The organism is Aquibium carbonis (assembly GCF_003970795.1).
Classification (GTDB): domain Bacteria; phylum Pseudomonadota; class Alphaproteobacteria; order Rhizobiales; family Rhizobiaceae; genus Aquibium; species Aquibium carbonis.
This window is the reverse complement of record NZ_RWKW01000055.1, coordinates 75,638-88,434: the sequence shown is the minus strand read 5'-3', so window position 1 is coordinate 88,434 and position 12,797 is coordinate 75,638. Positions and strand designations below refer to the sequence as shown.

11 protein-coding genes and 1 pseudogene are annotated in these 12,797 nt (G+C 62.7%); 9 read left to right on the top strand and 3 right to left on the bottom strand.

The features are described from left to right. The first annotated feature begins 90 nt into the window (after positions 1–90). The 3 genes from EJC49_RS15595 to EJC49_RS15585 are packed head-to-tail and all read left to right on the top strand — an operon-like array spanning position 91 to position 3,593. Entirely contained in the window at positions 91–1,281 is a 1,191-nt protein-coding gene (locus tag EJC49_RS15595) for an adenylate/guanylate cyclase domain-containing protein (protein WP_126700861.1), read from the top strand. Continuing rightward, the gene (locus tag EJC49_RS15590) at positions 1,211–2,872 is read left to right on the top strand and encodes a nucleotidyl cyclase domain-containing protein (protein ID WP_126700860.1); all 1,662 of its coding nucleotides are present in this window, start codon (positions 1,211–1,213) and stop codon (positions 2,870–2,872) included. The genes EJC49_RS15595 and EJC49_RS15590 overlap by 71 nt, the downstream gene beginning before the upstream one ends. Beyond that, a complete protein-coding gene (locus EJC49_RS15585) occupies positions 2,859–3,593 on the top strand; it encodes an E2 domain-associated cysteine-rich protein (protein ID WP_126700859.1) in 735 nt (244 codons plus the stop codon). The genes EJC49_RS15590 and EJC49_RS15585 overlap by 14 nt, the downstream gene beginning before the upstream one ends. Positions 3,594–3,710: 117 nt before the next feature. On the opposite strand, the gene EJC49_RS15580 is transcribed toward EJC49_RS15585, so the two are convergent. Beyond that, positions 3,711–4,475, bottom strand: a complete 765-nt coding sequence (locus EJC49_RS15580) for a hypothetical protein (RefSeq protein ID WP_126700858.1) — start codon at positions 4,473–4,475, stop codon at positions 3,711–3,713. A 63-nt stretch (positions 4,476–4,538) separates the two neighbouring features. Next, positions 4,539–6,488: an AAA family ATPase gene (locus EJC49_RS15575; protein WP_170314735.1), complete on the bottom strand. Its 1,950-nt coding sequence runs from the start codon at positions 6,486–6,488 to the stop codon at positions 4,539–4,541. Between the two features lie 821 nt (positions 6,489–7,309). On the opposite strand from EJC49_RS15575, the pseudogene EJC49_RS26290 reads away from it, so the two are divergent. The 5 genes and pseudogenes from EJC49_RS26290 to EJC49_RS15550 form a co-directional block, all read left to right on the top strand. Beyond that, a pseudogene (locus tag EJC49_RS26290) lies at positions 7,310–7,477 on the top strand (putative Ig domain-containing protein); the annotation flags it as partial. A gap of 349 nt (positions 7,478–7,826) precedes the next feature. Further along, positions 7,827–8,234: a hypothetical protein gene (locus EJC49_RS26110; protein WP_126700856.1), complete on the top strand. Its 408-nt coding sequence runs from the start codon at positions 7,827–7,829 to the stop codon at positions 8,232–8,234. A gap of 112 nt (positions 8,235–8,346) precedes the next feature. After that, positions 8,347–9,105 (top strand): metallophosphoesterase, encoded by a 759-nt coding sequence (locus EJC49_RS15560; RefSeq protein ID WP_170314733.1) that lies wholly within the window; start codon positions 8,347–8,349, stop codon positions 9,103–9,105. After that, positions 9,087–9,533, top strand: a complete 447-nt coding sequence (locus tag EJC49_RS15555) for a hypothetical protein (RefSeq protein ID WP_126700854.1) — start codon at positions 9,087–9,089, stop codon at positions 9,531–9,533. The genes EJC49_RS15560 and EJC49_RS15555 overlap by 19 nt, the downstream gene beginning before the upstream one ends. Positions 9,534–9,820: 287 nt before the next feature. Further along, a complete protein-coding gene (locus EJC49_RS15550; protein WP_126700853.1) occupies positions 9,821–11,848 on the top strand; it encodes a DNA cytosine methyltransferase in 2,028 nt (675 codons plus the stop codon). A gap of 98 nt (positions 11,849–11,946) precedes the next feature. On the opposite strand, the gene EJC49_RS15545 is transcribed toward EJC49_RS15550, so the two are convergent. After that, positions 11,947–12,156, bottom strand: a complete 210-nt coding sequence (locus EJC49_RS15545) for a hypothetical protein (protein ID WP_126700852.1) — start codon at positions 12,154–12,156, stop codon at positions 11,947–11,949. 97 nt (positions 12,157–12,253) lie between these two features. Here EJC49_RS15545 and EJC49_RS15540 point away from each other — a divergent pair, with 97 nt between their 5' ends. Then, on the top strand, positions 12,254–12,778 hold the full coding sequence (locus EJC49_RS15540) for a PIN domain-containing protein (RefSeq protein WP_126700851.1): 525 nt from the start codon (positions 12,254–12,256) through the stop codon (positions 12,776–12,778). Positions 12,779–12,797: the final 19 nt, after the last annotated feature.

Here is a 12,797-nt window from a genome sequence, read left to right as displayed (position 1 = left end):
GGATTTCGGCATCGTAGTCGGCGTTTAGGGCCCAGCAGCCTCCAGCAGGAAAACAAGGGAAGACATCCCGGGCTCATTTGAGCCCGGGAAATGGCAAAAGGAACAAAACATAAACCGATGGACACCATGGAAGGCGACGACAGGAAACTGGCATCAGGCATCGAGGCATTCCTTGCCCGGTTTTCCTCCCGGCCGAGGGAACTGGAAGCCGTGTTCAAGAAGTCGCCTGAACGCTTAGTTCGGATCCGGGACGGCGACGTGCTGTGCAACAAGGGCGACGAAGCGAACGAAGTGTGGATCATCCAGAGCGGACGCTTCCGGATCGAAGCCGAGCCCGGTTCGATGGTGAGCGACGACCGCGTCGCAGGGCAGATCGTAGGGGAACAGGCTTTCTTTCGCACCGATGCCGACGGACAGCCGGAGCGTCGGCGCGGAGCCACGATCCGTGCAGCCAAAGACTCTCAAGTGTTGCGCGTTGATGCAGCGCTCCTCGACAAGATGACCGATCTGGAACGGGCGTTGTGGTACGAGGCTTGCGCCCGCTCCCTTTCCGCGAAGCTCGATGAAGCCACCGCCCAGCGCGTCCTTCTGAGGAAGGACCGGGTCAATGCCGAGATGATCTTCAGCAGGTTCGTTGCCGAAGAAGGTCAGCAGGCCGCCCTTGCAGCATTCATGGAGGGCAACTTCCAGCGCCATATCGACACCGAGGAATGTGGTGCGGTGATTTGGTTCAGCGACGTGAAGGGGTTCTCCAAGTTCGCCAAAGGCAAGTCACCGGAAGAGGTTGGCCGAACGATCCGCGAGATCATGGACATCCAGGCTCAGGCGATCCGACGGCACGGCGGACAGATCGACAAGTTCATGGGCGACGGCCTGATGGCTTACTGGAAGGCTCCCGATCATTCACGTCTCGCCTCAGCGGCAAGCAACGCAGCACGTGCAGCGCTTGAATGCGCCAAAGAGCTGGGCGAACACTTCGAGAAAACCGGACTGCCCTGCGACGTTCGGATCGGCCTACACGCAGGATCTGTCATATTCGGAGATTTCGGCGGAAGCGACCGTGTCGCCTTTACCATCATCGGCGACGCGGTGAACTCCGCCAGCCGCTATGAACAGGCGCGATCCTGTTCCGAAAACAAGGACCTTGGACGTGTCCGGGTTAGCCAGGAACTCTTCGATCTTCTGACGGACGACGAGCTCCTGAAGCAATTTGAACCAGCGCAACGAATGCTACCTGCCAAAGACGGAATGGTCTTCCCGGCACGCATTGCCAACGTGTGAGGTAGAACAGATGTCTTGGTCTCAGGCACGCAGCCAAGGGCGAATCGAACGGTTCCTCCAGACGGTCCCGGCAAGCCAGGTTTCAGTAAGGAACTTCGACGAAGAGTTCCTAGTGAACCGTCGCGCGGTCATCAACGAGCGCGTCCGCTCCGGCAGGCAGCGAGAGCAGATCATCTCCGACCTGAGCCGGAACGCGGCCATCCTGGTCGACGGCGCTCATGTGTACGTCCAGCTCCTGGATTTCGGTGCTGCGATGCTGGACCAGCAACGCGAGACCGAAGCCAGCCACCGGCGTGTCCTCGGCATGTTGCACCTCCACTACGCCGCCTGCGATAGCATTGCCGAGGAGTTCGAGGCTCAGCGGGTCGACTATCATGGCCCGCGGATGCATGCGGTGATCCTCACTCCGGCCGGACAGCAGAACGCAGGGGCCAGGGCCAGGCGCGCTCTCGAGTTCGCGGACGCGATCAGACGCACCATCGAAGAGGTCGGCGGCCGCACCGGCGACGGCCAGTTCAGGACGCGAGTCAGGATAGGCGTCGATTCGGGCTTGGCTGTCGCCGTCAACAGCGGCAGTCGCGACGAACGGGAACCGCTCTTCCTCGGCAACCCCGCCAACTATGCCGCCAAGCTCGCTGAAGGCGCTGTCGAGGGTATCTACCCCAGCAACAAGGTCCGCCGCGAAGCGGGGATTCCCCAACTGCATGTCGCCACCCGGGCGCTGGATGCCGAGCGCACCAACAGGATTCATGTCGCATCCTTCGACCCCGGGCTGCCGGGCTATGTTACCCTCGCCGACCGAGCACCCGAAGAGATGGTGACCCGGGCTTCCGACGCCGCTGTCTCGCGGTTCGCCAGCAACGTCGGCACCTCGGCATCGTTCACGTTCCATAGGCATGAACCGCCCTTGCGCGATATCCTCTTCGCTGACCTCCGGCCATCGAACTCCATCCGGATGGAACTGGCGTCGATCTTCGGCGACATCGATGGGTTCACCGCCTACGTGCAGGATTGCATCGGAAGCCAGCGCGTCTCCGAAATGGTGACGAACCTCCATGTGATCCGCGGCGAACTGGCCGCCACCCTGAAGCACGATTTCGGCGGGCGGAAGGTCAGGTTCATCGGCGATTGCATCCACGGGCTTCTGGCCGAGGGAACGCGAACGGAGACGGACTCGTCCGAGACGGTGAGCGAAGCTGTCCGCGTCGCGGCCGGCATGAGGTCGAGCTTCGAACTCTGCCAGGAGAACCTGGAGAACGTCGGGCGCCTAGGTATCGCGATCGGAATCGAGTTCGGCATGACCCCGATCAGCCGTATAGGAATCCGTGGCGACGGGAGCGTCCGCTGCTCGGTGAGCAAGGCAGTGACGGCGTCGGAGGAGCTTCAGTCAAACTGTGGCGGTCTCGAAACGGCACTCGGGCCGCGGGCGCTCCAGCATGCTCCGGCAGCCATCAGGCGGCTGTTCAATGCCCATGGGATCGCGACAGGACTGGATTTCGACGCTGTCGATACGCACCTGAGTTCTCCGGCGGTAGTGTCGAGCGGTCAGGCTTCAGCTACGGCAGCGCCCTATCTGCATGGCCGAGGTTGAGCCGATCGACCTTCTTCGCCGGACGACACCTGACTGGTTCAACCAGACCAAGGATTCGTCGAGGGCGATAGAGGGCCATGCAGTGGTCGCCGTGGCGAACGGTGTGGGCAGAACTGTCGCGGACCTTCGCATCACAGATCGTTCGGGGAAGGTGACCGTATCCGAGACGGTTGTAGGGATGGCTTTCCCTGCCAGGTGTTCCGAGCGCCATATCGAGTGGGACGGCTCCTTCTGCATCGGCTACAGGGCGGGCTTAGGTATCCGCACCGTTGACGAGGCTGTCGTGTGGTGGGGCCTGCTTGAACAATTCCTGCGCCTGCAACGTGTCGCCTCGCGTACCCGGCGCTGGCCGGCGCGCCAAGCCATCGCTCACGGCGAGGCAGGCCCCCATCATCTCCGCGCGTTGGAGGCGGCCAGGGAGCTCGGTCTGGAAGAGGATTACTTCCAGATGCTCGAAGGCGAGCCCAAGTGGTTCGCCGGACGATTCCCGAAGCTGAACAAGGATTCTAACAGGCTGCTCAACGGCCGCCTTCCCTGTCCGAAGGGATGCGTCAGCAAAGGAAAGCCAATCCTTCGCCGAGACTGCACGAAGACAGAGGTGCTGTGCCGCTTGCTCTGCGAGGAGCGGCTGAGACGCAAACGGGAGCGTGAATTCTGGAAGAGCGAAAGGTCTCTCGGGGTCACGTGTTGCGGAACCATGGATAACTGTCCGCTGGCGTGACGGTGTATCTGCTTCCCTGCCGTCCGTCGGGAGTCGCGCTGCCACCGCTCAATCTCGCGGCCTGAATTCTTCGGCGTGACGACCGTCCGACGGTTGATTCAAGAATCGCCCAAGCAGTCAGACAACCCCGATGCCGAATATCGGCCTGTCTCCATCCTGGCGATCTTTCACATCGGGAATGTCGGAGGATTCACGCCAAGGATATCTCGTGCTCTCCCCTAGCGCCCTCGCCTCCCCCAACTCCCGCGCCCTCTTCATCCGGAAGGCATGGGCCGGATTGCGCGAGAGGTCCGTGTCCTGGCGATGTCTACGCACCATGAACAGGTCCGGATTCTGGTCGGCCAACATCATTTCGCGGAATCCGTGAGGAACAGGCATCCCGCGATCCAGGTATCGGCCGACCCGATCGAGCGGCTGGCTGAGGTACTCCGGACGTCGCGGGTCGTTCTTCTCCTCCGTCTCGGGATCGAACGTGAGGGCAGGCATCTGCCCGAAGCCCTCCAGAGCGTATGCTTTCCCGGTCTCGACGGCTGCGCCCGCAGGAGCGTGTTGGACCTGAATCCAAAGGCTCGGAAGCCAGTCGGCCCCCAGCAGCGCAGCCTGCTCCTTGTCGAGGTAGACCCGTCTCGTCCGAAGTTTTCCTCGGACCGCATGCAGTCGATGGTCGGGTGCGGGCGCTGATCCCGCGACGCGCCAAGCCGTTTCCAGGGAGACGCATCCTTCGAGCGCATAGAAATGGTCCGCGGACTGGAAAGTGAGCGCTACCGACCCCTCGTCCGGGCGGTTGTAGTTAGATTCCCTGCCCGGGCTGTAGTCGTGAACGATGCAGCGGCAATCTTGGCGCTCAACATGCCCGATCACGTATCGAAAGTTCTTCTTCATCAACCCACCTCCCTTGTGGGAAGGATGATGCTTCAGGGTGTCGCAAACCACGCCACGGGACCCTTATGCGGCGGAGGACGAGATCGGCGGACGAGAAAGACATGCCCTTACCTCGTCGCCCGTGGCTCCGGATCGCGAAATCAGCATGTCAGCCACGAGACGGATGTCCCGCTCCCGCTGGCGGATGATGGACCGGATCCGGTCCATCTCCTCGCGAAGCATGGCCTCGACCCTGCTCTGAAGGCCGATGTTGAACCGCATGGCCTGTAGCAGCGACTCGTCGTCGGACCTCGCCAAGTAGGCGTAACCGTGTCCGAGACCATACGACGCCTCGAGCGCCAACGCGGTAACGGTGGCATCATGCAGGTCGGAACCTGGTAACCCTCCCGCCCCGCTGGACCGTCGTCCGAGCACGACCTCCTCCGCAGCCGTGCCAGCAAGGAGGATGGCGATCCTGTCGCGGTACCATTGGGTGTCGCGCATCTCCATACCCAACTGCCGGAACGCCGTTGCACCGCCCATCCTGGAGCTTCCTTCCCCCTCGACCGTCTCGGCGATCTCGACGCTTACGAGATCACGCCCCAGCGCGATTCCGGCTACGGCATGACCGGCCTCGTGCACAGCAGCAACTTGCTTCACTTCATCAGGAACGCGGATCCGCCGGGGCAATGAGTCAGCAAGGTCCGAGGCTGTCACCTGTCTGCGACCCGCGCGTGCTCTCCGGCGCGCGTCGCGGGCAAGCTGCTCGAGCCGCGCACCGGACCACCCCTCAGTGCGTGCCGCGGCGAGTTCCAGCACCTCCCGGTCAATGTCGACGCCGAGATGCAGCCGAAGGATCGCACCGCGGGCCTCGGCGTCCGGAAGCGAAATCTCGAAGTGGCGATCAAGCCTGCCCGGACGTCGGATTCCCTGATCGATGGCATTCGGGAAATTCGTGGCGCCGACGACGACAACGCCGGCGCGCGCTTGGGCACCGTCCAGACACTCAAGGAAGGCATTGATCACCTCCCGGCAATATTGGGCGTTCCTGCTGGTGCTTTCGAGCTGTTCCCGGTCGCCGAAGGAGTCCACTTCGTCCACAAACAGGATAGATGGCGATGTCTTCGTTGCCTCGGCGAAGGCGTTTCTCATGGCCCTCAAGCAATCTCCCAAGTGGCCTTGAGCCTGCCAGCGGGCAAGAGACCCAAGCACGATCGGGACCTTGCAAGTCCTGGCCAACGCTGTCGCGAAAGTTGTTTTCCCGCATCCCGGCGGCCCCGAAATCAAAATGCCTCGGTCGACGTCCGCCCACGGAATCTTTCCCGCCCCCCAATCCGAGAGGTCGATGGCGAGGCGCCTGCCCCACTCCGCAGCTTCTCCCATTCCTGGAAGATCATCGAGCGTAGGGCCGGGGTCGAGGGGTGCGCCGAACTGGCTCTCCATCTCCTGCAGCCGAGCGAGCACGTCCAATGCCTTGGAGACAGTCCGTCCTTTCCGGAGCGCCGTCGCAAGATGGCGAAGTGGCCTGCCCGACATGGCCTGAGCTTCCGCATCCGAGAGACGCAGGTCGAGGCATGCACGAGCAGCCGACGACACGGTTCGGGCATCCGGAAGCCCGATCTCGGCTACGAGGTCCGCGATGGGTTCGAAACCCAAGGGGAACAAATCGCGGTCTGGCACCAGCACAAAGGAGCGTTCCTTCCCGATCGCGTCGTCGAGCGATCCAGCGGCGGTCTTTTTCTCCTTGGTGGAAGACACGGTGGTGACCACAGCCTCCCGCTCGCGGCCGTAGATGTTCGTAAAGCCATGAGCGAGCCGGCGCGCTGCCTTGTCATAGAGTTCAAGGTCACCTTGCTCGCGGATGACGAAACCGGCGACCACGGGCATGTCGGCCACCACCTGCGGCACTGAACGGCAGGCCCGTCTAAGCTGCGCATAGGCGATGAACCTCGGGAGGTCACGGCGCAGGTCCTTCCAGCGATTGATCCTCGCTGCGGCGGCATCCGCCCTCTTGAAGTAGGCTTTCTTGGTCATTGTTGGATTCCAGGATGTGATGGCAGGAGGCCGACGCCTGTTAGCGTGGGTGGAGACGGATCGTCGTCCCCGGCCCGATGAGGCCTGCATCGAGGTCAACGGAGATGAAGCGGTTCAAAACGAGCGAGGCCAGTCCGGCTATGGCTGTCGCCTCCCGGAACGCGGCCATACATTCGACAACCGTCAGCGATCCAGCTTCCTCGAGGCCAGCCAAGAGCCGGATGCGGTCACCCAGAGGGCATCGCCAGTTCGCGTATCGGAGAAGATCCCTCGCGTTCGCGAGGCGAAATCCGTCCTGGACGCGTGGGATAGGCCATGTTTCATAGTCGCAGCCATGAGCCTCGGCTTCAGTCGCGAGCCAAGGGCGCTCCGGTCCTTGACCCACATCGATTAGCGTGTGGCGGTCACCGCGCCGGACAAGGAAATCCGGCACATGCGCCTTGTCACCACGCCCGAGCGAAGCCGGAAGGCAAGACCAGGCATCCACCTCGTCGTCGACGTCGAGGAGGCATGCAACGTCTCGAGCGGCCTGCGTCCGGAACATCGCAGGACCCCGGCAGCGGACGGTGCCTCGCGGACTGAACGAGTTGGACTGCGCGTGGGCGCGGGCAACTGCAAGGATATCTGTTGGTTGATGTACGAGGGTGGTCACTGCCTGCTCCCGCGAACGCGTTGACACCTGCCCGCGCAGTTGCAGGCGGCGGAAACGGTTCAGCGTATGAGGAGCTCGGCAATGTTCATGGCGGCGAACGAATAGTGAACAATTGACGTGGCGTCAAGCGCTTCCCTTCGGGGTGTTACAGCTATAATCGACTCGTCGCATAGACCGCTCTGAGGAATCCCGCTGGCAGACCGCAAAGAGCCTCGCCACAGACGATAGCGGCAGCGTGGCCAACACCCTTGTGGGCGACTTCCCGACCTGGCTTTCCTTTGATCCTGCAACCGGACAGATGTCCGGCACGCCGGACGCGGCGGACAGCTTCGCAGTCACGATCGGCGCTGAATATATCCGTCTGGCAACCTCACCGAGCGCACGTTCACCTTCGAAGCCAAAGGCACGGTGGTCTTCGCAGCGCTCGCGGCGGGCGAGGTCACTCCTGCGATGGGATGAGCAACGGAAACGCGTGGTGCTGGGGATCGGGCGGCAACGGAAGGCTCGGGAACGGAGGGGCCGGCTCCGTCAACGTCCCCCGGCCAAGTCTCCGGCTAAACCTGGCCAGGATGCCGGGGGGCTTCGGAGATCGGCGATGCGCGGCTCCCTTCCTGATGTTCCGCCCCGTTTGTCCCATGCATGCGTTCACGCCCGCATGGATTGCAGTTTCAAGCGGGAGAGCTCCAATGTCGTACACACAGAAGATCGTCAACAAGGCCAATATCGTTACCTACCCGGATGGGACCAAAGAGTGGTATCGCGACGGCCTGCTTCACCGCGACGACGGGCCTGCCGTCGAGTACGCACACGGAGCCGGACATTGGTACCGCGCCGGCCTGCGTCACCGCGACGACGGGCCTGCCGTCGAGCGAGTGGACGGGACCAGGCTCTGGTACAGCGACGACAAATTTCATCGCGACGACGGCCCCGCCATCGAGTGGCCGGACGGCACCAAGGAATGGTACCGCAACGGGCAGCGTCACCGCGAGGACGGACCCGCCATAGAGGAGGCGGACGGCCGTGAGGCATGGTATCTCGAAGGCAGGGAAGTGACGCAGGACGATGTCTTCGAACCCCGCTTGCCTTCGATGTAGTCAGCGTCAGCCGATTAATCTTAAGGCAATGAGCGGCGGATAGGTTTCGCCGACACGACCGCATGCGACTTGGAGAGACAGGATCAGCCATTCCGATCAGAGCACCTACGCCGTGGGCGACATTCACGGCAGGGCAGACCTTCTCGACCCACTGTTGCAGGCAATCTCGGACGACAGTGGCACTGCCCTGCCCTGCGTAGTCTTCCTCGGCGACGTGGTCGACCGCGGCCCGGACAGCCGCGAGGCCATGGACCTCGTATGCCATGCCCTCGCGCGATGGCCTCGGTCGCGGCTGATCCGCGGCAACCACGACCACTGGTTCCTGCAGTTCATGACCGGCCGTGGGGGCGACGCCGGGCGCTTCGCACGATGGCTGTTCCGGACGGGAGGCGACGCCACCCTGCGTTCCTACGGGCTAGCGGGAGCGCATGACCTTTCGGAAGCAGCCAGCAGGTTCCGAAACGAATTCCCTGTGCACCTGGATGCGCTCATGACTTCCGCGTCGATTATTGTCGACAAGGACGTTGCCTATGCCCATGCGGGCGTCGATCCTCGCCGCCCTCTTCATGATCAGGATCCGCGCGACCTGATGATGATCCGTCAGGGTTTCCTGGACTACGAGGGGGCGATCTCGCATATCGTCGTTCACGGTCACACGCCGTGCGAACAGCCGGAGGTCCGGGAATTCCGGATAGGAATCGACACGGGGGCCTATGCGACCGGAATCCTGACGTGCCTGGCACTGCCCGAGGAAGGCGACACGTATTTCATCCAAGCAGTCCGGCGACACGCCCGCGTCACGGTGCGCCGCGTCGGCCTGAACCATTCCATCGCAACTGGGAGGAATGCGACATGGGCTTTGACACGCTGAAGGAGAGGTATCCCCGCCTGATACCTGCCGGGCTCCGCTTCGAATGCGGAACGGGATGGGAGGGCATCCTGGAGAGGTACTTCGCCGAAGTCGAAGCAATCCTTCCCGAGGACAGCGACCTCGGCCTCAAAGGCGTCTTCGAGAAGTACGGGACGCTCAACATCGAGGCCTGGCCGCGGAACGCAAGCCAAGACATCGTGGACCGTATTGAGGTGCGTGGATACGTCGCCGAGAGCCGATCGGCGCGCACCTGTGAGACCTGTGGTCGTCCAGGACAGAAGCGCGGCCGTTCCTACATTTTTGTTGCCTGTGACGACCATTCGGAAGGAGCCCCCTCCCTTCCGGAGGACTACGGAACGTACGGCGGCATCTACGCATACGATCCCGGCATCGACGACGTCGTCGCAGTGCCTGCCGAGGAGCAGTAGACAGTTCGGCGGGAGACCCAGGCCCCTAACCCATAGGGGCTGGTCGGGAAACCAGCAGTTGTTCGTTTACCCTTCCTGTCGAACGCCGCAACCAGCTCGCGTACGTATCCTCGGGGAGCCCTTGGGCCGGAATCCCAGTATATCTGCCGGCTTCGCGAGGCAGGACCAAAAGCGGCCGTTTGTCTCCCTAATTCGGCGCGAACAATAGCCGGCATTTTAGCCTAAGATTTCAGCGATACGCAGGATCTGTCTGCGAGGACTCGCCGGGCAACGCTTGGGGGACTTCCATGACTTTCGACGAAACAGTTTCCGACACTGCAACTGAGTTGATGTCAGCCTCGGTCCTGCCGAACGCGGACATCGTCAGCTCACGCCTGGGCTTGATGTCCAAGCGCATCAAGGCATTGCAGAAGAAGGTGACCGACGCGATCACGGAGATTGCTGCCGAGATCGACCAGGTGCGCGAGCACGTGCCCGATACCAGGCTCCGGCGCTTCCTTGTGTCGGAGTGCGCCATGAACCGCTCCGACGTCGGAACCTACTTCCGATTCACAGAAGCACTCGGCGACAGGGTCAACGACCTGGTCAGGCTGCGCGTCCCCTTCGCTGTCATCAAGTCGCTCGTTTCCGCAGATGACAGCGTCCGCGCTGAAGCGCTCGACAGAATCGCATCAGGGGCCAGTGTCCATACGCGCGACATCGCCGCGATCAGAAAGAGGTTCGCTGCCCGCGCGGCGGACCCGGAGCAGCAGCGAGAGCGGAGGCGTCGAAAGGCGTTGCTGGCCGCGTCCGAGCGCCTCGCGGTCTCGCGACTCGATGCGTTCAAGGAAGAGTTCCTCCCCTTCGCGTGGGAACTCGTCCATTTCTACAATGGCGAGCAGACGCAGGATTCCCCGCAGACTGTCGATGAATGGCTGGCGGACACAGGGGCTCGTCTGCAGGCGTCCGCCGGACTCTGCCGCGATCGCTTCGCCGCGACTTTCGACGTAAGCGGGCTGCCGGACCCCTGGCTGTACGACTATCACGGGATCCCTGAAGACTCCGTGAGGCTGGCTCGTGCCTACGATTCCCTCAATTGCTTGGCCGAGGGCCGTTTCCAAGCCTGGGACGATCAGTTTGACCGGCCGCTCGACACCGATCACGACTATCTGGACCTGTCCCTTGTCGAGAGCATCGTCTGGCTGTTCGAGGAAGTGGACGTTCCGGCGAAAAGGCCGAAGACTGCGGGGCATGCCGTACCAGCGGTCCCTTTGAAGACCAAGCCTCCCTTCCGCCTGCGGTCGCTGGAAATCTGCGCGGGAGCTGGGGGCGAGGCGCTGGGCCTTCACGCCGCGGGCTTCGATGCCCTCGGCATCTACGAACGCGATCGCAACGCGGTACGTGCGTTGGATTCCAACTATCCGCTCGGGATCACGCATCAGGCCGACATCCGGGAGGTGGATTTCAGCGGGTACCGCGGTAAGGTCGATCTCGTCGCCGGGGGCGTACCGTGTCAGGGCCACTCCAGCATCGGAAAGCAGAAGGGACGACACGACGAACGCGACCTCTTCCTCGAAGCAGTCAGGATCGTCGAGGAGACAAGACCACGCGCGTTCTTCTTCGAGAACGTGAAGGGTTTCACCTTCGAGGCGAACGCTGGCTACCGCGCGGAGCTCCACGACCGTTTCGCGAGCCTTGGATATGACAGCAAAGTCTTTAATCTCCGTGGAACCGACTTCGGACTGGCGCAGGGTCGGCCTCGTGTAGCGTTCGTCGGGTTCCGCGACGGTCTGATGAGCCGCTTTCGCATGCCACCGGCGATTGTCGACCGCCCGGCCACGGTCGGCGAGGTGCTCTACGACCTCGTGGCCGCCAACGGCTGGGAGGGTGCACGGCGCTGGGCAGACGAAACCGCGAACGAAGTCGGCCCCACGGTCGTAGGCGCCTACGACTCCGGCGGATACGCGTTCACGAGCAAGCTGCAACTGCCTGCATGGGACGAACTCGGCATCGACACTACCCGCCTGGCGGAAGAGGCACCGGGGCCGGGACACAGTGGCAAGGTTCCGATGACCCTGAAGATGGGCGCGAGACTCCAAGGCTTCCCGGATACCTGGAAATTCCATGGAGCGATGGGGCACCGGAAGCGGCAGATCGCGAACGCGCTGCCCCCCGTCATGGCCCGGGCGGTCGGATTGGCCATCTTCAGCGCGCTTACCGACGTACAATTCGACTTTGCCGCGGCTCTTAGGCTCCCGCTCTATGAAGGCTCTCCCGGACCGTTGAGGCTGGGCCGTTTCAGGGGGCACGTGTTCGACGAAGAGGAAGCGCACTAAGCGGAACCAAGGCAAGCTCTGTCAGCCGTCGCTTGGATTCCGTCCGCTGGTACCAGAAAACGATGGTCGGTTCGGGTACGGCAGGGATACCTCCCCGTTCACCCCAGCGAATCGCCTTCCTCCAGTGGTCCGCCCCGGCGCAGAAGCTCCTTCGCGTTCTGGCGCTGCGCGGTCAGTTCCGAAAGAACGAAGCGCCGCCCTTGTGCTTCTATGTGCTGCGGATGTTTCTCCGCCGCCGCCAGGAGTTCGTCGAAACGAGTTCTGGCCTCTTCCTTGGACCATACCTTGGCTACAGGCTCCGTCGACACGGCCCACTCCCATCCAGCTGCACAGCGTTAACGAATTGCCGGTCCCCTAGCCATACCATTGCGGCCCGGTCATGGCCGTGGGGGGAAGCGGGCCGCGATGTTTCTTCTCGACACCAACGTGCTCAGCGAGCTGTCCCGCAGCAGCCCGAACCCGCGCGTCGTCACCTGGATCGAAAGCGCGCCCGAGGGTTCCCTGGCGATGTCCTTCAGCGCCGTCATCGAGATCCAGCGCGGCATCGCGAACGTCGACGGACGGAAGCCAAACAAGGCTGAAGAACTGCGGCGATGGTTCGAGGAACTACTGCATTCCGACATCATCTTCCTGCCCATGGACGCCGAGACGGCAAGGCTCTATGCCGCGATGACGATGGTGCCTGCCCTTCGCTCCTTCTGGGTGCCGGATCCGGGAGCGAAGTGTCCCAAGCTGGGGCAGGATCTGGCGATAGCGGCCAGCGCAATACGCCACGATGCCGTCATAGTCAGCCTGGATGTAGGGGATTTCCAACGCATACATCGCCACTTCACCCTGCCTGGAGTCATAGATCCCGAGCATGGAGAGTGGGCCATTCCGGTGGCCTCCCCGGCTTCCGCAACACGTCAGAGTCCGGCGCCGACAACGTGAACGATGCTCCGTCGAGATT

What these genes read in the sequence shown, in the direction of transcription:
- EJC49_RS15585 (WP_126700859.1), top strand. Translation starts at nt 2,859, where the DNA reads ATGGCCGAGGTTGAGCCGATCGACCTTCTTCGCCGGACGACACCTGAC.
- EJC49_RS15540 (WP_126700851.1), top strand. Translation starts at nt 12,254, where the DNA reads ATGTTTCTTCTCGACACCAACGTGCTCAGCGAGCTGTCCCGCAGCAGC.
- EJC49_RS15575 (WP_170314735.1), bottom strand. Translation starts at nt 6,488, where the DNA reads ATGACCAAGAAAGCCTACTTCAAGAGGGCGGATGCCGCCGCAGCGAGG.
- EJC49_RS26110 (WP_126700856.1), top strand. Translation starts at nt 7,827, where the DNA reads ATGTCGTACACACAGAAGATCGTCAACAAGGCCAATATCGTTACCTAC.
- EJC49_RS15555 (WP_126700854.1), top strand. Translation starts at nt 9,087, where the DNA reads ATGGGCTTTGACACGCTGAAGGAGAGGTATCCCCGCCTGATACCTGCC.
- EJC49_RS15580 (WP_126700858.1), bottom strand. Translation starts at nt 4,475, where the DNA reads ATGAAGAAGAACTTTCGATACGTGATCGGGCATGTTGAGCGCCAAGAT.
- EJC49_RS15595 (WP_126700861.1), top strand. Translation starts at nt 91, where the DNA reads ATGGCAAAAGGAACAAAACATAAACCGATGGACACCATGGAAGGCGAC.
- EJC49_RS15550 (WP_126700853.1), top strand. Translation starts at nt 9,821, where the DNA reads ATGACTTTCGACGAAACAGTTTCCGACACTGCAACTGAGTTGATGTCA.